Here is a 21342-nt window from a genome sequence, read left to right as displayed (position 1 = left end):
GCAATTGCCAATTTGCGCCCAACCTGTAGAACGGGTGGGGCGCGCAGACAGCACGAGGTTCTCTGTTGATTGGTGTTTTCTCGGCATGGCGGGCAGTTGCGGCCATGTTCATCCTGAACGGGGCCTTGTTTGGCATCTGGGCCTCGCGCATTCCGGCCGTGCGCGACCGGTTGGATTTGTCTCATGACGCGTTGGGGTACGGGTTGTTGTTCATGGCGGCCGGGGCCGTCTGTTCCTTTCCGGTCACAGGGCGGTTGACGGATCGGTATGGCGCTGTTGCGGTCACCCGGATTGTGGCCGTTCTGTACACGCTGTCGCTGGTTCTGCTTGCTGTGGCTGGCGGGTTTTGGGTGCTGGCGTTTTGTTTGTTTGTTTTCGGCGCGTTCCACGGATCGATGGATGTGGCAATGAATGCCTGGGCCGCCGAAGTCGAGCAGGCATATGACAAACCCGTAATGTCGTCATTCCACGCCATGTGGAGCCTTGGGGCCGGTCTTGGCGCGCTCAGCGGATATGTGGCTGTTCAGATGGGGCTGACGGTTCTGGTGCACTTCCTAGTGGCGGGTGGCGCGGTTGTCGCCTTCGCGCTGGCCTTGTCGTGGGTGCGCTGGACGTCGAAACGGTCCGATCGGTCGCAAAGCTCGGTTTTTGCTTTGCCCTCGGGTGCGCTGATACTGGTCGGATTCGCGGCCATGTGTGGTGCATTGGGTGAAGGCGCCGTCGCAGACTGGAGCGCGATTTTCCTGCGAGACGTGTCCGGTGCGCCTGAAAGTGTTGCCGCATTGGGCTATGCCGTGTTTTCCGTGACGATGGTTGCGTTTCGACTTGCGGGTGCTGTTGTCATCACTTGGTTTGGTCCTGTCGCCACGGCTCGGTTTGGCGGGATCTGCGCGGCACTGGGCGTTTTCGCTGTGGTTTCTTCGGTCGCGCCCTTGCCCGCATTGGCGGGGTTTGCGCTGATGGGTATAGGGTATGCGGTGATCATGCCGCTGGCGTTCAGCCGTGCAGCCAGCGATCCGCATGTGCCGCCGGGGCAAGCCATCGCAAGTGTAGCTACGCTGGGATATGGCGGGCTGTTGATTGGGCCGCCGCTGATCGGATTTTTGGCGGAACTGTTCAGCCTGCGTCTGGCGTTTGCCGTGCTGTTGCCATTGGCCGTTCTGATCGTGCTGTTGGCCGGCGCGCTGAAGCGCGCCGACTGAACTTGTTTCAGCGTCCGCGAATGCGGGGATCCAGCGCGTCGCGCAGACCATCACCCAGATAGTTGACGCTCAGCACTGTCAGCGAGATTGCCAGACCGGGCCAGAATACACGCTCGGGGTATTGCTGAAGATAGTCGACACCATCAAACAACAGGCGGCCCCATGTCGGGAAGTCGGGCGGGAAGCCCAACCCAAGGAAGGACAGCGCGCTTTCGGTGATGATCGCCGTGGCAATCCCCAGTGTTGCCGACACCATGATTGGTGATAGAACGTTCGGCAGGATATGCCGCGTGATGATCTGGCTATTGCTGGTGCCGATGGAGCGTGCGGCCAGAACGAATTCACGTTCCTTGATGGCCAGCACGTCACCGCGCACGATCCGTGCAGTCGGCATCCATGAGGTGATTCCGATGGCGCAGACGATCAGGATGAAAATCCCGCGCTCCAGCCCAAAAGCCGCTGACAGGGGCTCGCGGAACAGAAGCATCATGACCAGCAGCAAGGGCAGCAGGGGCAGGGCCAGAAACAGGTCTGTCAGACGCATCAGTGGCCCATCGAGCCGTCTGAAGAACCCGGCCAGAACGCCGATGAACGATCCCAGAAACAGCGCCAGCAACATCGCGGTTATGCCAACCGAGACTGAGGTTTGCCCACCCGACATCATGCGCGCAAGAATGTCGCGACCCAATTGGTCGGTGCCAAAGGGATGGGCCCAACTGGGCCCCTGATTGCGCGACCGGATATCGATCTGGGTCGGATCGATGCTCCACAGATACGGGCCCAAATAGACACCGGCCACGATGATGATAAACAGGATCGCCCCGACCATCGCGCCTTTGTGGGTCTTGAACTGATCCCAAACATCGCGCCATTGGCTGCGGGGCGGGGTGGCGAGTTCTTCCATCACGTCGGCCGTTGGCAGCGCGGTGGATGCCGGGGCCAGACCTTCGTCGGGGATCAGCGTGTCTGATTTGTCGTGATCAGTCATAGCGAATCCTCGGGTCCAGAATGCCATACAGGACGTCGGCGATCAGGTTGAACAGCACGATCAGTACAGCGAAGATAAAGGTCAGGGTTTGCACCATCGGCAGATCATTGGCCTGAATCGCTCCGATCAGCAGCTGACCGATGCCATTCACCTTGAACACCTGCTCGGTGATGATGGCGCCACCAAAGATGGACGGAATACCCAGCGCAATCACGGTGACCACCGGGATCATCGAGTTTCGCAGCACGTGAACCATGACCACGGTATATTCGCTGAGACCCTTGGCGCGGGCGGTGCGAACGTAATCCTGATTGAGGTTATCCAGCATGGACGCGCGCATGAACCGGCTGAGCTGCGCAGTGATCTGCAAGGCCAGAACCATGACCGGCATGATCATCTGTTTGAGCTGTACAACAAAGCTGTCCCAGCTGTTGACCACCAGCGTTGTGTCATAGATCGACGGGAACCAGCCCAACTGAACCGAAAAGATCACGATCACCAGCACGCCCGAGAAAAACGGCGGGACCGAGAAGCCGACCATCGACACGAAGGTACCCATCTGGTCGAACCAGGAATATTGGCGGTAAGCCGAATAGATGCCGATGGGCAGCGCGATCAGGATGGCGACCACATAGGCGGTGCCGACAACCCACAGGGTCTGCGGGATACGCTGAACGACGATGTCCATGACCGGCGAGCGGGTCTGCCATGAAATCACGCGCAGGTCGCCTTCGGAGAAGGTTGTACCGAATACAGAGTCGACCAATACCTGCGGTTCTATCCAGAAGAACTGCACAATCCATTTCCAGAACCGGATATGCATCGGTTGGCCGAGGCCAAGCGCCTCGCGCATCTTCTCTTTGACTTCCGGGGGAACGGTGAGTGGAACCTGTGCCATCGGGTCGCCAGGGGCAAGCTCGAGCAGCAGGAAAATGACGAGGCTGATGAACAGCAGTGTGGGCACCGCCAACACCAGTCGTCTGATTGTAAAGTTGAGCATTCAAAGGCGCCTTTGTTGATGCGTCTTCTTGTTGGAGCGGCCTGCAAATGACCGCGCCCCGAAGATCGGGGCGCGGCTTGGCAGGTTTAACGCTTAGGAGCCGGTCTTGCGGTACCAGTCCGCAACGTTCCAAAGCTCGCTGTCCCAAGTGTTCAGGATCACGCCACCCAATGTGTTGGAATGTGCAGAGACTCGTCCACGATCAACCAGCGGAACCACGACATAGCTGTCCTTGGTCAGCATATCGTTGAGTTTACGGGCGATTTCGCCACGCTTTTCAAGCTCGCCAGTGCGGCCCAGTTCGGCCACCAGCTTGTCATACTCGGCATCACAGTAGCGGTTGATGTTCTCACCCTGCCACTGGCTTTCCGGTTTGGGTGCCTTGTCACAGGTGTGCTGCGCAAGATAGCTTTCCGGATCGGTGCCATCGAAGTTGTTGGCGTACATTTCAACGTCTGCATAGAAACGCTGGAACGTGTCCGGGCTGCCCGGGTCACCGCCGAAAAAGACCGACGCGTTGATGTTGCGCAACTCGGTTTCAACACCGATCTGGCTCCACCATTCCTTAATCAGCGCCTGGAAGTCCTGACGAACAGCGTTGGTCGAGGTTTGATAGACCAGAGACAGTCGTACACCATCCTTGGCGCGGACGCCGTCTGCGCCTTTCACCCAACCGGCTTCATCCAGCATCTGGTTCGCACCGTCGATGTCCTGCGTCAGACACTCGGTGTTGTCGCTTGCGTACAATGCCGGGGCCGGTACCAGGTTGCAGGTCGGGCGACCGGCTTGACCGTAGCCAATCTCAACCAGCAGATCACGGTCGATTGCCATCGACAGTGCCTTGCGAACCGCCAGCTCCGACAAGGCCGGGTGCGGATGTTTGGCGGTTGAACGTTCGCCTTCAGGCAGGCTGGGGGACGGATCTGTCATGTTCATTTCGATCCGTTCGACCAAGGTTCCGAATGCCGCGATCGGAGTACCCTTGCCGCCTTCTTTCATCTGCTCGATGACTTCGGGCGCCAGTTGCAGGTTCCACGCATAGTCGAATTCGCCGGTTTCCATCACAGCACGGCCAGCCGCTGTCGCATCGCCGCCACCTTTGAAGGTCAGCGTGGCAAAAGCGGGCTTGTTCGGGTCACGATAGTTCGGGTTGGCCGACATGGTGATCACGTCGTTTGGCTTGAATTCGTCTACCACAAACGGGCCGGTTCCGATCGGGCCAAAGTTCTGATCTGTACATTCGGGCGCCTTGGAGCCCATGCAGTTCTGAAACTGGGCCATCTGGATAATTGGCGACTGGCCACCCATGAATGGGCCATAGGGGTTCGGCTTTGGTTCGGCAAAGTTGACCTTGATGGTCAGATCGTCGATTGCCTCGACGCTTTCGACGCCTTCAAACTTGGCAAGCTGGGCGCAACCACCTTCCGGATGCATGCAATAATCTGCGGTGAACTTTACGTCGGCCGACGTCACGGGCGACCCATCGGACCAGACCAAACCGGATTTTAGCTTCCACGTGATCGATTTCAGATCCGACGAAACACCACCGTTTTCCACGGTCGGGATATCCTCGGCGAGATAGGCTACCAGATTCCCGTCTTGGTCATAGCGACCGAGCGGTTCAATCACCAACGAAGCCGATTCGATGTCCTTGGTGCCCGAGGACAGGTACGGGTTCAGGATCGACGGAGCCTGCCAGTAAATGATGCTGACATTGCCGTCCGATCCACGCTCGGCCATAGCCACAGGGGCCATCGCCGTGCTTGCAATCGCACCAAGCAAAAGGGTTTTGATTTTCATAAGTTACTCCCAAGTTGGACACGTTCGTGTCTCGATTATCTCCGCAAGGCCTGCGGGTTTGGCGTTGCCGCCCCAAGGTAAGGTTTTGATCAACAAAGATAATAGCGCTAACGATTTCGGTCTGCGCCGCCTCCCCAGGTCGGTTACATGGCGTATCGAAACAGAACCTGAGAAAAATGCAAGTAGTGCCGTCGCGAAAATGTGTAATGGGTTTGACTTTTCCCGGCGGCCCGCCTTAGCGTTCGGAATTCAGAAAAAGAAAACCGTCGTCAAGGGAGCGCGCGCGTGCTGGATCAGCCTATTGCACAGATAAAAAAACTGCGGGTGGAGTTTCAGACGAAGGATGGCCCCGTTGTTGGTGTTGAGGATGTCTCGTTCGAGGTCAAACCGGGTGAAACCGTTTGTATCGTTGGCGAATCGGGCTCGGGGAAGTCGGTGTCGTCGCTGTCGCTGATGCGGCTGGTCGAGTTCGGAGGCGGCGAAATCGCGGGTGGTGAACTTCTGTTTGACCGCCGCGACGGGAGCGAGATGGACCTGTCCAAAGCCGATCCGGATCTGATGAAACAGATTCGCGGCAACGAGATCGGGATGATTTTTCAGGAGCCGATGACGGCGCTTAATCCGGTTTTTACCGTTGGCCGCCAGTTGACCGAAGGTCTGCGCATCCACAAGCAGATGTCAAAGGCACAGGCCGAGGACCGGGCGCTTGAGTTGCTGCGCCAGGTTCGCATCCCCGAGCCCGAGCGTCGTCTGAAACAGTACCCGCACGAGCTGTCGGGCGGGATGCGCCAGCGTGTCGTCATCGCGATGGCCATGGCCTGCGAGCCCCGCCTGCTGATCGCCGATGAACCCACCACAGCGCTGGACGTGACCATTCAGGCCGAGATTCTGGCCCTGATGGACCGCCTGAAGCGGGAAACCGGAACTGCGGTGATGTTCATCACCCATGACATGGCGGTTGTGGCGCAGATGGCTGACCGCGTGGTGGTGATGTTCCGCGGCAACAAGGTCGAAGAGGGGACCGTCAAGGAAATCTTTGAAAACCCGCAGCATGATTACACCAAGGCCCTTTTGGCCGCAGTACCGAAGCTGGGTGAAATGCAGGGCAAGTCGGCACCCGAACCGATGAAGTTGCTGGGTGTCGAGGGGCAGAAAATTGCGCCCATCCACGGAACCGAAGAGGTTTTGTTGACCGTAAAGAACCTGACCACGCGGTTTCCTGTCAAAGGTGGTCTTCTGCGGCGCACGATCTCGAATGTTCATGCGGTCGAGGATGTGTCGTTCACACTGAACAAAGGTCAGACACTCAGCCTTGTGGGCGAATCCGGGTGCGGCAAGTCCTCGGCCGGGCGTTCGATTCTGCGGCTGGTCGAACCGATGGCAGGCGAGGTCAATCTGGACGGTGTCGATATCATGAAGCTGGATCCGTCCGGCCTGCGCAAGGCGCGTTTGGACATGCAGATGATCTTTCAGGACCCGTTCGCCTCGCTGAACCCACAGATGCAGTTGGTCGATCAGGTTGCCGAGCCGATGCGCAACTATGGCGTGGCGTCGGGATCAGAGTTGCAGGACCGCGTCGCGCAGTTGTTTGACAAGGTGCAGCTGCCGCGCAGCTTCATGCGTCGTTTCCCGCATGAAATGTCGGGAGGACAGCGCCAGCGGATCGCGATTGCCCGCGCACTGGCCCTGAACCCCAAGCTGATCATCGCGGATGAGGCAGTCTCGGCCCTCGACGTGTCGGTTCAGGCGCAGGTTCTGAACCTGATGATGGAGCTGCAGTCCGATTTGGGGCTGTCCTATCTGTTCATCAGCCATGACATGGCCGTGGTTGAACGTGTTAGCCACTATGTCGGTGTTATGTATCTGGGCCGCATTGTGGAACTGGGCCCGCGTGCGCGTGTGTTCGAAAACCCGCAACACCCCTATACGCAGGCATTGATGAAGGCAGTTCCGATTGCTGACCCGAACAAGCGAAAGACAGAAAAAGACCTGAACTTCAAACCGATCCCGTCACCGATTCACCCTGTCGACTACAAACCGGAACCCTCGCAATATCAAGAGGTTGAGCCGGGTCACTTTATCCTGACCACCGACAGTGGGTACTGACACGATGGCCAAGCGCCTGACGCCGCTTGAGATCATGACCAAGCTGATCTCATTCCCAACCGTGAGTCGTGACACCAACCTGCCATTGGTCGACTGGGTGGAAGAATACCTGCAAAGCCACGGGATCACATCGCACCGCTGGCCTGATCCGGATCAGCCGCATAAGGCGGCGATCTTTGCGCATGTCGGCCCTTTTGAAGAAGGCGCAGTTGTGCTGTCCGGGCACACGGATGTCGTGCCGGTTGACGGGCAACCCTGGGACACCGATCCCTTCACGGTGACCGAGAAGGACGGCAAATATTTCGGGCGCGGCACCTGCGATATGAAAGGGTTTGATGCGTTTGCCATCTGGGCGCTGGTCGAGGCGCATTACGCAAATGTGAGACGACCGCTCCAACTTGCGCTGAGTTTTGATGAGGAAGTCGGGTGTACCGGAGCGCCGCCAATGATCGAGGCGATGCAGGGCGTTCTTCCCAAAGGCTCGGCGGTGATCGTGGGTGAGCCATCGATGATGCAGGCGGTAACGGGTCACAAGGGCGGGTTCGGCTTTGACACCCATATCGTCGGGTTCGAAGTTCACAGCTCGATCATGCACACAGGCGTTAACGCGATCATGGCAGCGGCCTCGCTGATCGACTGGGCCAACCAACAGAACGCGCGGAACATGGCGGCGCAACCCAGTACCGTTGCTGCCGTGTTCGATCCGCCCTGGACAACCTGCCATGTCGGTATGATTGAAGGCGGAACAGCCCATAACATTACCGCCAAAGACTGCCGGTTCATGATGGATTTCCGGACTGTGCCCGATGAAACGCAGGCCCAATGGCGCGATGCCTATTTCGAACAGGTTCGGCACATTGAGGCTCAGATGCAGGCTGTTCACCCGGATACCCGCATCGAACTGAGTGAAAACTTCGCGATTCCGGGGTTGATCCCGGAAGAGGATGGTGAAGCCGAAGCACTGGTACGCGCCCTGACCGGAGACAACGCAAGCCATGTGGTCAGTTACGGGACCGAGGCAGGTCAGTTTCAAGAGGCCGGGTATTCTGCCGTGATATGCGGACCCGGAGACATAGCGCAGGCCCATCAGCCGAATGAGTTCATTACGATTGAACAATTCGAAGCCGGTCATAAATTCATGCAGCGATTGGTTGAAAAACTATGCGCCTAGCCCGGTGTAATACGGTGCCAGCGGTTGAGAGAAAGGTCTTGAGATGCCCGTAAAAAACAGACTTGCGGAAATGCATGGCGAGATCACCGAATGGCGCCGCCACCTGCACGCCCATCCTGAGCTGATGTATGACGTCCATGAAACTGCGGCCTTTGTTGCCGCCCGTCTGAAAGAGTTCGGAGTGGACGAGATCACACCGGGCGTTGGCAAAACGGGCGTTGTCGGGGTGATCAAAGGGCGCACGGATACGCAGGGGCGTGTCATCGGCCTGCGTGCAGACATGGACGCGCTTCCGATTGAAGAGGCGACAGGGCTGGACTATGCCTCGACCGTGTCGGGCAAGATGCACGCCTGCGGACATGACGGGCATACTTCGATGCTGCTTGGGGCCGCTCAGTACCTTTCAGAGACGCGCAATTTCGATGGCACTGTGGTTTTGATCTTCCAGCCTGCCGAGGAAGGCGGGGCCGGCGGTCTGGCCATGTGTCAGGACGGGCTGATGGACCGCTGGGGCATTCACGAGGTCTATGGCATGCACAACATGCCCGGTCTTCCGGTGGGGGAGTTCGCAATTCGACCCGGTGCGTTGCTGGCCTCGTCCGATGAGTTTGAAATCACCGTCACCGGCAAGGGCGGACACGCCGCTGCACCGCACGAGGCGGTGGATACAACGCTTGTGGCCTCGCATATCGTTGTTGCCTTGCAATCGGTGGTGTCCCGGACCGTTGACCCGATCAAGCGAGTTGTCCTCACCGTTGGTACGTTTGTGACTGACAGTGTTGCGTCGAACGTGATCGCTCATACGGTTCGTTTGCAGGGAACCGTGCGGACACTTGACCCCGAGTATCGTTCAATTGCCGAAGAACGCGTGCGCCGGATCGCCGAGGATACGGCCTCGGCTTTTGGCGCGAAGGCGGAGGTTACCTGGACACCCGGATACCCGGTGACAGTGAATTCCGAGGCCGAAACGGGCTATGCGGCCAAGGCGGCAGCTGCGGTTGCGGGCAAGGTCAACGACAGCACGGACCCGATCATGCCGTCCGAAGATTTTGCCTATATGCTTGAAGAACGCCCCGGCGCGTACATCTTTATCGGGAACGGGGATACGGCCATGTGCCACCACCCGCGATACAACTTTGACGACGACGCGATCCCCGCCGGTTGCAGCTGGTTTGCCGAGCTTGTGGAACGACGATTGCCCGTCGCATGAAACAGGGAGAATGACATGCCGATCAAGAACCGTCTCGCAGAGATGCATGATGAGATCACCGGTTGGCGGCGTGACATTCACCAACACCCGGAAATTCTGTACGACACCCACCGCACCAGTGCGCTGGTTGCGGAAAAGCTGAACGAGTTTGGTTGCGACGAGGTCGTGACTGGAATCGGTCGCACCGGAGTCGTCGGGGTCATTCGCGGCAAAAGCGACACGCGGGGCCGCGTGATTGGCTTGCGGGCCGATATGGATGCCCTGCCGATGCAGGAACAGACCGGGTTGGACTATGCCTCGGAAATACCGAATGCGATGCATGCCTGTGGGCATGACGGGCATACGGCGATGGTCTTGGGGGCTGCCAAGTATCTGGCGGAAACCCGCAACTTTGATGGCACGGCAATCGTGATCTTTCAGCCTGCCGAAGAGGGTGGGAATGGTGCCGAGGCCATGTGCAAGGACGGTCTGATGGATCGGTTCGGCATTCAGGAAGTCTATGCGATGCACAATGTGCCGGGTGTTCCCACCGGGCAGTTTGCCATTCGTTCGGGCTCGTTGCTGGCAGCGGCGGATGAGTTTGACATCCATCTTGAAGGGCGCGGCGGCCACGCGGCAAAACCTCATCAGACGATTGATACAACGGTTATGCTGTCGCAACTGATCGTGGCGTTGCAGACGATTGTGTCGCGCAACGCGGATCCGATTTTGCAGGCCGTGCTGTCTGTGACTTCGGTCGAGACGTCCTCGAAAGCGTTCAACGTGATCCCGCAATCAGCGCGGATACGCGGCACCGTGCGGACCCATTCCAACGAGTTGCGCGACCTGATCGAACAACGGCTGAAGGAAGTCTCGGAAGGGACCGCTGCAACACTTGGCGGGTCTGTGAACGTCACTTATTCGCGGGGTGTTCCAGTGACGATCAATGCCGAAGCCCAGACGGGATATGCAGCAGAGGCTGCGGTGTCGGTCGGGGGCAGTTGCATTGAAGCGCCGATGGTGATGGGGGGCGAGGATTTCTCGTTCATGCTGGAAGAGAGGCCCGGGGCATTCATCGTCTTGGGCAACGGTGACAGTGCCGGGCTGCACCACCCCGAATACAATTTCAATGACGAGATCATCCCCATTGGGTGCTCGTGGTTTGCGGAAATGGTCGAGCGCCGGATGCCGGCGGCGTGACCTGAATCAGGAGAGAGAAAAGACATGCCAGTCAAGAACCGCTTTGCCGAATTGCAGAATGAAATCACCGAATGGCGAAGGGATCTGCACGAAAATCCAGAAATCCTGTTTGAGACCCACCGCACCAGCGCGAAGGTGGCTGAGAAGCTGAAGGAGTTCGGCTGCGATGAGGTTGTGACCGGTATCGGACGTACCGGCGTTGTGGGGGTGATCAAAGGCAAGTCGGACAGCAAGGGAAAGGTGATCGGCCTGCGTGCAGATATGGATGCTTTGCCGATACACGAGGCAACGGGGTTGGACTATGCCTCGAAAACGCCGGGCGCGATGCATGCCTGTGGCCATGACGGGCACACCGCGATGCTGCTGGGGGCGGCAAAGTACCTGTCGGAAACCCGCAACTTTGACGGCACTGTTGTTGTGATCTTCCAACCTGCTGAGGAAGGTGGTGGCGGGGGCCGCGAAATGTGCGAAGACGGCATGATGGACCGTTGGAACATTCAGGAAGTCTACGGCATGCATAACTGGCCGGGACAGCCTGTCGGCAAGTTCGCAATCCGGCCGGGTTCGTTCTTTGCGGCGACCGATCAGTTTGACATCACCTTTGAAGGTCGCGGCGGACATGCCGCCAAGCCGCATGAGACAGTGGATACCACAGTTCTGGCGGCGCAGGCTGTCCTTACGTTGCAAACGATTTCTTCGCGCAATGCCGACCCGATCGATCAGGTCGTGGTGTCCGTGACGTCGTTCGAGACGTCATCAAAGGCATTCAATGTGATCCCTCAGACCGTGCAGATCAAAGGCACCGTGCGCACCATGAGCAAGGGCATGCGGGATCTGGCTGAAAAGCGGATCAACGCGATTTGCAACGGTGTTGCGGCCACGTTTGGAGGCACCGCTGACGTGACCTATATTCGCGGGTATCCGGTGATGGTGAACAGCGACGAGCAAACAGAGTTTGCGGCGTATGTGGCCCGGTCGGTGTCCGGTGATTGCGACGAGGCACCTTTGGTCATGGGGGGCGAAGATTTTGCCTTCATGCTGGAGGAACGTCCAGGCGCCTACATTCTTGTGGGCAACGGTGACACCGCAATGGTTCATCACCCGGAATACAATTTCAACGACGAAGCCATTCCGGCCGGATGCAGCTGGTGGGCGGAGATTGTCGAACAGCGGATGCCAGCCGCCTGATGGTGAGGGTGGGGGCTCTGCCCCCACACCCCCGGGATATTTCTAGCCAGATGAAGCGGGATCCTTTGCTTGCAGATCAAGCACCGTGCAGAGGGTTTCGACGACGGCATCCAAGGCGGTCGACTGCGTATTGACGCAGGATTGTGCAGCCATTCTGGCGACTTGAAGGGCATTCTGATCTGACAGCCAATGTGAAACGGCCTCAGAGAGGTCAGTGGATGTTTGGACCTCGACAGCGCCCTTGGCGTCGATCAGCGGGGCAAAGGTTTCTGCAAAGTTGAAATACCCCGAGCCGGTGATCACGGCGGCCCCGGCCTGAGCCGGTTCAAATGGGTTGTGTCCGCCAATCTCTTTCAATGATCCCCCAAGGAAAACGATCGGGCAAAGCGCGTACCAGGTTCCGGTTTCGCCCAGTGTGTCGGCAACATACACGCGCGTCGTATTTGTAATGGGTTCATTTTTTGACCGGAAGGACGCGTTAAGCCCGGCATTGTTCAGAAGGCCCGCGACCTCGCCGCGCCGTTCGGGGTGGCGTGGGATCAGGAGCAGCAGAAGGTCGGGCCAATGCTGCAATAATGCCTTGTGGGCTGTCAGAACGCTGTCTTCTTCTCCGGCATGGGTGGAACTCGCGATCCAGACCGGCCTGGCGGCTATTTGCGCGCGAATGTCGTCCAGCGTATTCTGGTCTACAGGCAAAGGGTCGGACATGGCCTTGAGGTTGGTACCCGGCTGCACGCGTTGAGCAGGGGCGCCCATGGCAATCAGGTTGGAAGCTGTTTTGTCGTTTTGCGTCAGGAACAGGCGAAATTTGTTCAGGATAAACCTCGCCGTTTTAGGGCGCTTGTTCCATCCGGCGACAGATTTGTCCGACAATCGTGCATTCAGCAGAGCCAGCGGAATGTCGCGCGCTGCGCTTTCGACAATCAGCCGCGGCCAGATCTCGCTTTCGACGAAGATCCCGGCATCGGGTTGCCAATGGTCCAGAAAGCGCCGGACCGGGCCGGCTGTGTCAAGCGGTGGGTACTGGTGCCGGGTGCGGAGCGGCAGGCGCTTTTCGATCAGGGCCGCTGAGGTTGGCGTGCCCGAGGTGATCAGAAACTCGACCCCGGGAAGGCGGGCGCTCAGCCGATTGATCAGAGTGAGGACCGACAGGCTTTCGCCGACACTGGCGGCGTGGAACCAGATCAACTGCCCTGCGGGGCGGGGCATACTGGCGTGGCCAAGACGTTCGTGCTGGCGGTCGGCTGCTACGCCGGCAGCCTCAAGTTTCTTTCGGACGGTTCTCCAGACCAGAGGTGCGGCCAGAGAGATCAGGGCGCAGTACAGATGGTACAGCGCTGTGGGGCGGTCTTTGTGATCCGGCATGTATCAGCCGCCTGTATGGCTCATATGGCGGCTCATCCGGCCATCGACTGAATGGCGGGAATAGTCGAAGTCGTGACCTTTTGGTTTCAGGTTGACCGCCGCGCGGATGGCATCTTCAAGCGGCTGTTCGGTGTCGGGGTAATCCCGCAATGCGCCGCGCAGATCCGCCATGTCCTCCTGCCCCAGACACATATAGAGTTCACCGGTGCAGGTTAGGCGCACGCGGTTGCAGCTTTCGCAGAAATTGTGAGACAGGGGCGTAATGAAGCCGATCTTCTGACCGGTTTCTTCCAGCCTGATATAGCGGGCCGGACCGCCAGTGCGTTCAGCCAGATCCGTGATCGAGTAATGGTTTTCGTACTCTTTGCGCACATCCTTGAGCGACCAGTACTGATCCAGTCGATCCTCGTTGCCGATATCGCCCATCGGCATGACCTCGATCCAGGTCAGGTCCATATCACGCTCGGCGCACCATTCGGTGATCTTGGGCAGTTCGGGTTCGTTGAATCCCTTGAGTGCAACAGCATTGATCTTGATCCGCAGCCCAGCCTTTTGCGCCGCGTCGATGCCGTTCAGTACCTGTTTGAGGCGGCCCCAACGCGTGACTTTTGCAAATTTGTCGTCATCCAGAGTGTCCAGGGAAACATTCACACGGCGCACACCGGCAGCATAAAGATCTTCGGAAAAGCGATGCAATTGCGAACCGTTTGTCGTCAGCGTCAGCTCTTTCAACGCGCCGCTGTCCAAGTGGCGAGTCATGGCGTTGAAGAAAGTCATGATATTGCGACGAACCAATGGCTCACCGCCGGTAATGCGCAGTTTCTCGACGCCCATTCTTACAAAGGCCGAGCACATGCGATCCAGCTCTTCCAGCGTAAGAAGGTCTTTCTTGGGCAGAAAGGTCATGTTTTCGGACATGCAGTAGACGCAACGAAAATCACAGCGGTCCGTGACGGAGACGCGGAGATACGTGATAGCGCGGGCAAACGGGTCGATGAGCGGAGCAGACATGCGACATAGGTAAAGCTGTAACCTGCCTGCGACAAGTGCGAACTGCGCTTTGCACTGGATCACACCCGCATGGGGTTGTAGTTTCCGGGCATGAAAAAGGCATCTGTTTTTCTATGCGTTGTTTTGACCGGGTGCGACACTGTCCGGGCAACGACGGAACGTGTGTTCGGGTCGGGGGACGAGGCGGCTGTGGCCGTACCAGATGTCGAAACTGCGCCAGTTGTCGCTGAGGAAGTTCTACAGCCCGAGCCTGTTGCGGCACGCCCCAGTTGGGTCGGGGCCAAAACAACCATTGCCGGGCTTGGTGATCCGACCACGCCAGGACGCTGGATGCAGACGCCGCTGGTCGAAAGCGAGGTAACGGCGCGGGTTGTTGTGCCCAGAACCGGCGCGCAGGCCTATATCACCCTGGTTCCTGCCGCAGGCCCGGAAAGTAGCGGCAGCCGCTTGTCGCTGGATGCCATGCGGGCCCTACTGGTGCCATTAGACGAACTGGTCGAAGTCGCGGTTTATGCTGACTGACTTTTCAGGTATTTGGCCGCTTCGCGGCGGGCAAACGGTTTCATGCCATCACCGTGTTTGTCCAGAAACGCGATCACGCGTTCGGAGTCGTGTTTGGACAGTTCCCGCAGCCACCAGGCAATTGATTTCTGAATGAACCAGTTGCGGTCAGGGACATATCCGGCGGCCCAGCCGAGGATACGGTCGCGGCGTTGCAGGTCTTCGGGCTTGGGGTGGTTCTGTTTGGTCCAGGGCAGGGTTGCGACAAGTGCCGCGCGCCGGGTCCACATGTGATAGGACTGTGTCCACTGTTCGATGGCATTTAGCCTGTCGGGGTTGGCCATCAGTCGTTTTTGCATCGCCATGCAGGCGTGATCGGCGACGGCCCAGGCGTCAAAATCCGGTAGCCAGCTTTGAAGCAGGTCCCAAACCTGATCGTCGGGCCGGATGCGGGCCTGGGTTAGAAGCTTGGCCGCGGCAAGGCGCCCTTCGTGGATATCGGTTTGCCACAGCGCCTTGGCAAGCGTGACGCGTTTGTTCACATCCAGCTCTTGCCGCCATGCTTTGGTCAGATCGTTGAGAACCGGGTTGGCGACGCCCAGATAGACGCGATCCGCCTTGTGATAACTGGCCATCTGACCCGCACGTTCGGGGTCGGCATGGGCTTTGATCTGATCAAGAAAAGAGGTCAGCATCGGGGTCAGACCGGAACGCCTGTTGGTTCGCCGTCTATCGTCTGGCTGTTCTTTTCGGCCCAATAAGACCGGATGTCGCCGTCCGTCTTGCCATCGACCCACTTCTGCATCGTGTCGCGGTCGGACTGGAATTCCATGAACGGCACTGCATACCCGCAAGAGGTCTGAACCATTTCGATCGACTGGTCGTAGATCTGTCGCGCACTGCGGTGGTTGGGAAAATGATTGGCCAGTTCATCCCAGCCCTCATCTCTGACGTGCAGAGTGCGGGCTGTGCCATATGTGCGCAGGATCAGTGGGCGCGTGGTGAAGGAGCACCACATCAGTGTCATCCTGTTGACCTGCATCAGATGCCCCGCCGTCTCGTTGCCGCTGCCAGTCAGGTTCATCCAGACGATGCGGTTTGGCCCCAGCACCCGCAGCGAGTCCATACCTTTGGGTGAGATATTGACCTTTCCCTCGGACCCGGCGGTGCCGACGAAGAACATATGCTGATCTTCGATGAACTTTTGATGCGCGTCATCAAGCTGGGGAAACTGTTTGGACATGGGTCACTCTACCGTCACTGATTTTGCCAGATTGCGCGGCTGGTCTACATCCGTCCCTTTGGCTACAGCCGTGTGATAGGCCAGCAACTGTGCGGGAACCGAATAAAGGATCGGCGCAAGACTGGTGTGAACATGCGGCATCCGGATCGTGCTCCAGACTCCGTCTCCGGCCTCGTCAATTCCATCATCATCAGACACAAGGATCACTTTGCCCTTTCGCGCCATCACTTCCTGCATGTTTGACACGGTCTTGTCGAACACCGTGTCGCGGGGTGCCATGACGACAACAGGCATATGCTTGTCGATCAAGGCGATGGGTCCGTGTTTCAACTCGCCCGATGCATACCCTTCGGCGTGGATATAGCTGATTTCCTTGAGCTTCAGCGCCCCTTCCATTGCCAGCGGATACATCAGGCCACGGCCCAGGAACAGAACGTCGCGCGCCTCGGACAGGCGTTGGGCTGCTTTGCGGATCGCCCGGTTCTGATCCAGTGCCGTGTTCAGCACGGTCGGCAATCCACGCAGCGCAGCGGTGTGATCGGCAATCTCCTCATCGGTCAGAGTGCCGCGGTCGGCCGCTGCCTTGAGCGCCAGCATCAGTAGAACACTTAGTTGACAGGTGAAGGCTTTGGTCGAAGCCACACCGATTTCAACGCCAGCATGGATCGGCAGGGCGATATCGCTTTCCCGAGCAATCGAACTTTCAGGGACATTGACGACAGAAACGATCTTGTCCGCCTTGCCCTCGCAATAGCGCAGCGCGGCCAGGGTGTCGGCGGTTTCACCTGACTGGCTGACAAACAGCGCCAGTGTGCGACCCGTGATCGGTGGCTCGCGATAGCGGAACTCGCTGGCGATATCGACCTCGACCGGCATCTTGGCCAGTTGTTCGAACCAGTATTTCGCGGTCAGGCAGGCGTAAAACGCGGTGCCGCAGGCGACCATGGTCAGACGGTCCAGCTTGCTGAAATCCAGCTCGGCGTCGGGTAACACCACGCGATCACCGCCCGTGGGCAGGTAGGATCGGATGGCCTCTGCCACAACGATAGGTTGTTCAGCGATTTCCTTGGCCATGAAATGTTTATGTTCGCCCTTGTCGGCGCGCGCATGATCCACCTTGATCTTGCGCTTTTCCCGGTTGGCCAGTTCACCGGCCTCGTTGCGGATTTCCAGTGATGTTCGGGTCAGAACCGCGCGATCACCTTCCTCGAGATAGGTGATCTGGTTGGTCAGCGGCGCAAGGGCAATGGCGTCCGAACCCACATACATCTCACCATCGCCGTGGCCGATGGCCAGGGGTGATCCTTTGCGAGCGGCTACAATCAGGTCGTCCTCACCATCGAACAGGAATGCAAGGGCGAAGGCGCCTTCCAATTTGTCGATGGTCTTGAAGGCGGCCTCGACCGGGGACAAGCCTGTGTTAAGGTGATGTTCCGTCATCAGCGCGACGGTTTCCGTGTCGGTTTCGGTTTTGAAGGCGACACCGTGTTTGGCCAGTTCGGCCCTCAGTTCGCGGTAGTTTTCGACAATTCCGTTGTGAACCACGGCCACCGGGCCAGCTTTGTGGGGGTGCGCGTTGTTGACGGAAGGCGCACCATGCGTGGCCCAGCGGGTGTGACCAATGCCGGATTTTCCCGGCAGCGGATCATGCACCAACAGATCGCTGAGGTTGACCAGTTTGCCGACCGCACGCCGACGACCCAGGACACCGTCATTAACGGTTGCAATCCCGGCACTGTCATAGCCGCGATATTCCAGCCGTTTCAGGGCTTCTACCAGAATAGGGGCCGCTTCATGCTTTCCCAAGACACCTACAATTCCACACATATCTCAGGCCTCGTTATCGCGGCGAGCCTTCTTCGCCTTCAACATATCAAACAGTTTTCGCGCGTAGCCGGGTTTGTTTTCTTGCTTGGCGCGCGCCACGGCCAACGCCTCGGGCAGTACGTCTTTGGTCACCACGGTGCCTGTCGCTGTCATTGCGCCATCGCCCACCGTGACCGGGGCCACGAGCATGGTGTTGGAGCCGATAAAGACATTCGCACCAATGGTGGTTTTGTGCTTCATCACGCCATCATAGTTGCAGGTGATTGTTCCCGCGCCGATATTCGTCGCAGCACCCACTGATGCGTCCCCGATATAACTGAGGTGGTTGACCTTCGCGCCTTCGGCGATTTCGGCATTCTTGATTTCAACGAAATTGCCTACCCGCGTGTTTTCGGCCAGTTCCGCGCCGGGGCGCAGCCGCGCGTAGGGGCCGACGATGGCACCGCGACTGACATGGCACCCTTCCAGATGGGAGAAGGCCCGGATGCTCGCGCCGCTTTCGACCGTCACTCCGGGGCCGAAGACCACGTTGGGTTCGATTACTGTGTCACGCCCAATCACAGTGTCTGCGGACAGGTATACCGTTTCCGGTGCCATCAATGTGACTCCCATATCCAGCAGTTCTGCTCGCGCGCGTGCCTGAAACACCGCGTCGGCGGCGGCCAGATCTGCGCGAGAGTTCACGCCCAGCGTCTGGGCCTCGTCACAGGCGACGGCGGTTACGTTCAGACCGCGGTTGCGGGCGATCTCGACTACGTCTGTCAGATAGTATTCGCCCGAGGCATTGTTGTTTTCAACGGCGTCAATCAGCGAAAAAAGCAACCGGGCATCACAAGCTAAAAGGCCCGAGTTGCAAAATGTTATGGCGCGCTCTTCATCTGATGCGTCTTTGAATTCGACAATGCGTTCTAACGTGTCGCCATTCATGACCAACCGGCCGTAACGGGCCGGATCAGCCGCTTCGAACCCAAGGATGACCAGGTCGTTCCCAGTTCGTGCCTCGACCATCCGCTCCAGCGTGTCGGGTTGTAAAAACGGGGTGTCGCCGTAAAGAACCACAACATCACCGTCGAACCCGTCCAGTGCCGTCCGGGCCTGACCGACCGCGTGGGCTGTACCCAATTGTTCTTCCTGAACGGCTATCCGGGCATCTTCGTCTTCGTCCTGAGCAACCTTTGCCACTGCCTCGGACCCGTGGCCGGTGACGATCACCGTACGTTCGGGCGACAGAACAGACCCGGCGCGCATCGCGTGAACAAGCATCGGAGCCTGAGCGATGGGGTGCAGGACTTTGGGAAGATCCGAATTCATCCTGGTGCCTTTTCCGGCGGCAAGGATGACAAGGGCAATGGTCATGAAATCGTTTTCTCTTTGTGTTTTGTTGCTGACCGTTTTATCCGCTGGGGGCAAAGGCGCAAGCTGTTCGGCCATCAAACAAGATTGCCGATTGAAACAGGACACGGCGAAAACCTGCCGAAACAGGAGGCTACATGCGGACCGTCATCTTCGATCTGGACGGCACATTGGCGGATACATCGGGCGATTTGCTGGCTGCGGCGAACCATTGTTTTCGCGAAATGGGGCATGGTGATGTGCTGGTCCATGGGCAGGATGCAGGCATCGCTTTGCGCGGCGGGCGTATGATGTTAACCCAAGGGCTGAAACGCGTTGGAGCTTACGACGAGGACACCGTTCAGACCTATTATCCTGTACTGCTTGAGGCTTACGCGCAGGATATCGACACCCACACAAGCTTCTATCCGGGAGCGTTACAAGCCGTCGAGATGCTGAGTAACGCGGGCTACGGTGTCGGCATTTGCACCAACAAGCCGGAACATCTGGCCGAATTGTTGCTGACGCGCATGGGAGTGCGGGATCGTTTTGCCTCGTTGGTCGGTGCGGATACGCTGCCGGTGCGCAAGCCGGACCCAGCCCCTCTGCGCGAGGCTGCGCGCCGTGCCGGGGGCGACCCGGCCTGGTGCGTGCTGATCGGCGACTCGGATACTGACCGCAATACCGCCCGGGCGGCAGGGGTCCCATCGGTTTTGGTGACTTTCGGACCGTCAGGCGAGGACATGGCAGCGCTGGAGCCCGAAGCGCTGCTGCATCATTTTGATGACTTGCCCGATCTTGTGCCTGATCTGATCGGTGCGGCAGCCTGAAACCTTGACCGGACCCTGTCGGAGAGCCAGAAAAAGACCATGACGGAAACATTCACTGGTAATTTCACGCAGCAGGAACCCCTTCCAGACGACGCAATCGAGGCAGCGCTGGCTGTTCTGCGTCACGGGCGACTGCATCGCTATAACGTGGTCCCAGGTGAGTTGGGGGAAACGGCCCTGTTGGAGCAGGAGTTTGCGGCACAGATGGGGGCCAAGTATTGCTTGGCGGTTTCCTCTGGCGGTTATGCGCTTGCCACCGCGTTACGGGCTGTTGGTGTGCAGCCGGGCGACCCGGTTCTGACCAACGCGTTCACTCTGGCCCCGGTGCCGGGATCAATTGCTTCGGTCGGGGCGCGGGCGATCTTTGTCGGCGTCACCGAAAACCTGACCATCGATCTGGAGGATCTTGAGGGCAAATTGGATCAGGCCCGTGTCCTGATGCTTAGCCATATGCGCGGGCATCTGTGTGACATGGATCGTCTGATGCAGATGTGTGAGGCGGCAGGCGTTATCGTGATCGAGGATTGCGCACACACGATGGGCGCGGCTTGGCGTGGTCAGTTGTCGGGGCGGCAGGGGGCAATCGGGTGTTATTCCTGCCAGACCTATAAGCACGTAAACTCGGGCGAGGGTGGTTTGCTGGTTACTGATGACGCGGAACTGGCGGCCAAGGCTACAATGCTGTCGGGGTCATACATGCTGTATGAACGCCATCTGGCAGCGCCGGGACCTGAAGTGTTCGAGCGGATAAAGTACACTACACCCAATGTGTCCGGTCGCATGGACAATTTGCGCGCCGCCATCCTGCGCCCTCAGTTGCGGGAATTGGACCGGCAGGTGGAACGGTGGAACGAGCGCTATCGCGAGATCGAAACCGGACTGCGCGGCACTCCGGGCCTGACGATTGTCGAGCGCCCCGAAGAGGAAACCTATGTCGGGTCTTCGATCCAGTTCCTGCTGTTGGATTGGTCGCCTGAGCAGATTGCTGACGTAATCAGCCGCTGCGCCGCGCGTGGGGTCGAGATCAAGTGGTTTGGCGGGGCTGAACCAACAGGGTTCACGTCGCGCTATGACAGCTGGAGATATTTCGAAAGCGAACGCATGCCGGAAAGTGATCGTGTTCTGGCGGGCATCATGGATATGCGTGTACCGCTGACCTTTTCACTGGAGGATTGCCGAATGATCGCGCGTATTATTCGGGCCGAAGTGGGCGCAGTTTATCAATCCTAGCCAAACAGAGTGCGCTTTCTGCGCACGTTCGACCCTTGAGAGCGCCGCCCCGTCCGAGGCGGCGTTTTGCGTTTCGGTCCGGGCTTTCACAAAGATTGACCGGAGACAGATTCGCTGTTAGAGATTTATTGAACACTTGTTCATTAATGCGGAGGGAGG

Annotated in this window: 18 protein-coding genes; 9 read left to right on the top strand and 9 right to left on the bottom strand. The window is 58.5% G+C overall.

All coding sequences use genetic code 11. The annotated features are described in order from the left end of the window. The first annotated feature begins 65 nt into the window (after positions 1–65). Positions 66–1202, top strand: coding sequence for an MFS transporter (locus I9188_RS05935; RefSeq protein ID WP_245220426.1), 1137 nt, complete (start codon positions 66–68; stop codon positions 1200–1202). Positions 1203–1209: 7 nt separating this feature from the next. Here the strand turns inward: I9188_RS05935 and I9188_RS05930 are convergent, their stop codons facing one another. The 3 genes from I9188_RS05930 to I9188_RS05920 form a co-directional block, all read right to left on the bottom strand. Continuing rightward, the gene (locus I9188_RS05930) at positions 1210–2190 is read right to left on the bottom strand and encodes an ABC transporter permease (protein WP_209504481.1); all 981 of its coding nucleotides are present in this window, start codon (positions 2188–2190) and stop codon (positions 1210–1212) included. Next, entirely contained in the window at positions 2183–3190 is a 1008-nt protein-coding gene (locus I9188_RS05925; RefSeq protein WP_209504480.1) for an ABC transporter permease, read from the bottom strand. The genes I9188_RS05930 and I9188_RS05925 overlap by 8 nt, the downstream gene beginning before the upstream one ends. Positions 3191–3283: 93 nt before the next feature. After that, complete coding sequence (locus I9188_RS05920) at positions 3284–4990, bottom strand: peptide ABC transporter substrate-binding protein (protein WP_209504479.1); 1707 nt, start codon at positions 4988–4990, stop codon at positions 3284–3286. Positions 4991–5275: 285 nt separating this feature from the next. Here I9188_RS05920 and I9188_RS05915 point away from each other — a divergent pair, with 285 nt between their 5' ends. Genes I9188_RS05915 through I9188_RS05895 form a run of 5 tightly spaced genes read left to right on the top strand, consistent with a single transcriptional unit; the run spans position 5276 to position 11844 of the window. After that, a complete protein-coding gene (locus I9188_RS05915) occupies positions 5276–7096 on the top strand; it encodes an ABC transporter ATP-binding protein (RefSeq protein WP_209504478.1) in 1821 nt (606 codons plus the stop codon). 4 nt (positions 7097–7100) lie between these two features. Next, entirely contained in the window at positions 7101–8267 is a 1167-nt protein-coding gene (gene argE / locus I9188_RS05910; protein ID WP_209504477.1) for an acetylornithine deacetylase, read from the top strand. 43 nt (positions 8268–8310) lie between these two features. Further along, the gene (locus I9188_RS05905) at positions 8311–9477 is read left to right on the top strand and encodes a M20 aminoacylase family protein (protein ID WP_209504476.1); all 1167 of its coding nucleotides are present in this window, start codon (positions 8311–8313) and stop codon (positions 9475–9477) included. Positions 9478–9492: 15 nt separating this feature from the next. Further along, a complete protein-coding gene (locus tag I9188_RS05900) occupies positions 9493–10656 on the top strand; it encodes a M20 aminoacylase family protein (RefSeq protein ID WP_209599573.1) in 1164 nt (387 codons plus the stop codon). A gap of 24 nt (positions 10657–10680) precedes the next feature. Further along, positions 10681–11844 carry a M20 aminoacylase family protein gene (locus I9188_RS05895; protein ID WP_209504474.1) on the top strand — a complete coding sequence of 388 codons (1164 nt, stop codon included), beginning with the start codon at positions 10681–10683 and terminating at the stop codon, positions 11842–11844. A gap of 42 nt (positions 11845–11886) precedes the next feature. Here the strand turns inward: I9188_RS05895 and I9188_RS05890 are convergent, their stop codons facing one another. Further along, complete coding sequence (locus I9188_RS05890; RefSeq protein WP_209504473.1) at positions 11887–13209, bottom strand: 3-deoxy-D-manno-octulosonic acid transferase; 1323 nt, start codon at positions 13207–13209, stop codon at positions 11887–11889. A gap of 3 nt (positions 13210–13212) precedes the next feature. Beyond that, positions 13213–14220: a GTP 3',8-cyclase MoaA gene (gene moaA, locus I9188_RS05885; protein WP_209504472.1), complete on the bottom strand. Its 1008-nt coding sequence runs from the start codon at positions 14218–14220 to the stop codon at positions 13213–13215. Between the two features lie 90 nt (positions 14221–14310). On the opposite strand from moaA, the gene I9188_RS05880 reads away from it, so the two are divergent. Next, positions 14311–14742: a hypothetical protein gene (locus tag I9188_RS05880; RefSeq protein WP_209504471.1), complete on the top strand. Its 432-nt coding sequence runs from the start codon at positions 14311–14313 to the stop codon at positions 14740–14742. Here I9188_RS05880 and I9188_RS05875 read toward each other — a convergent pair. Genes I9188_RS05875 through glmU form a run of 4 tightly spaced genes read right to left on the bottom strand, consistent with a single transcriptional unit; the run spans position 14730 to position 19147 of the window. Further along, entirely contained in the window at positions 14730–15416 is a 687-nt protein-coding gene (locus tag I9188_RS05875; RefSeq protein ID WP_209504470.1) for a DNA alkylation repair protein, read from the bottom strand. The two genes, I9188_RS05880 and I9188_RS05875, sit on opposite strands and share 13 nt — an antisense overlap. 5 nt (positions 15417–15421) lie before the next feature. After that, positions 15422–15964, bottom strand: a complete 543-nt coding sequence (locus tag I9188_RS05870) for a pyridoxamine 5'-phosphate oxidase family protein (protein ID WP_209504469.1) — start codon at positions 15962–15964, stop codon at positions 15422–15424. 3 nt (positions 15965–15967) lie between these two features. Then, complete coding sequence (gene glmS, locus I9188_RS05865; protein ID WP_209504468.1) at positions 15968–17791, bottom strand: glutamine--fructose-6-phosphate transaminase (isomerizing); 1824 nt, start codon at positions 17789–17791, stop codon at positions 15968–15970. Positions 17792–17794: 3 nt separating this feature from the next. Beyond that, a complete protein-coding gene (glmU, locus tag I9188_RS05860) occupies positions 17795–19147 on the bottom strand; it encodes a bifunctional UDP-N-acetylglucosamine diphosphorylase/glucosamine-1-phosphate N-acetyltransferase GlmU (RefSeq protein ID WP_209504467.1) in 1353 nt (450 codons plus the stop codon). A 134-nt stretch (positions 19148–19281) separates the two neighbouring features. Between glmU and I9188_RS05855 the strand changes: the two genes are divergently transcribed. Both I9188_RS05855 and I9188_RS05850 read left to right on the top strand, forming a co-directional pair. Continuing rightward, a complete protein-coding gene (locus I9188_RS05855; RefSeq protein ID WP_209504466.1) occupies positions 19282–19953 on the top strand; it encodes an HAD-IA family hydrolase in 672 nt (223 codons plus the stop codon). Positions 19954–19992: 39 nt separating this feature from the next. Continuing rightward, the gene (locus I9188_RS05850) at positions 19993–21183 is read left to right on the top strand and encodes a DegT/DnrJ/EryC1/StrS family aminotransferase (RefSeq protein WP_209504465.1); all 1191 of its coding nucleotides are present in this window, start codon (positions 19993–19995) and stop codon (positions 21181–21183) included. Positions 21184–21342 lie beyond the last annotated feature (159 nt).

It is taken from the genome of Ruegeria sp. HKCCSA071 (assembly GCF_017872555.1).
GTDB lineage: Bacteria > Pseudomonadota > Alphaproteobacteria > Rhodobacterales > Rhodobacteraceae > Ruegeria.
The sequence above is the reverse complement of the archived record's forward strand: the minus strand, read 5'-3'. Positions and strand labels throughout refer to the sequence as shown.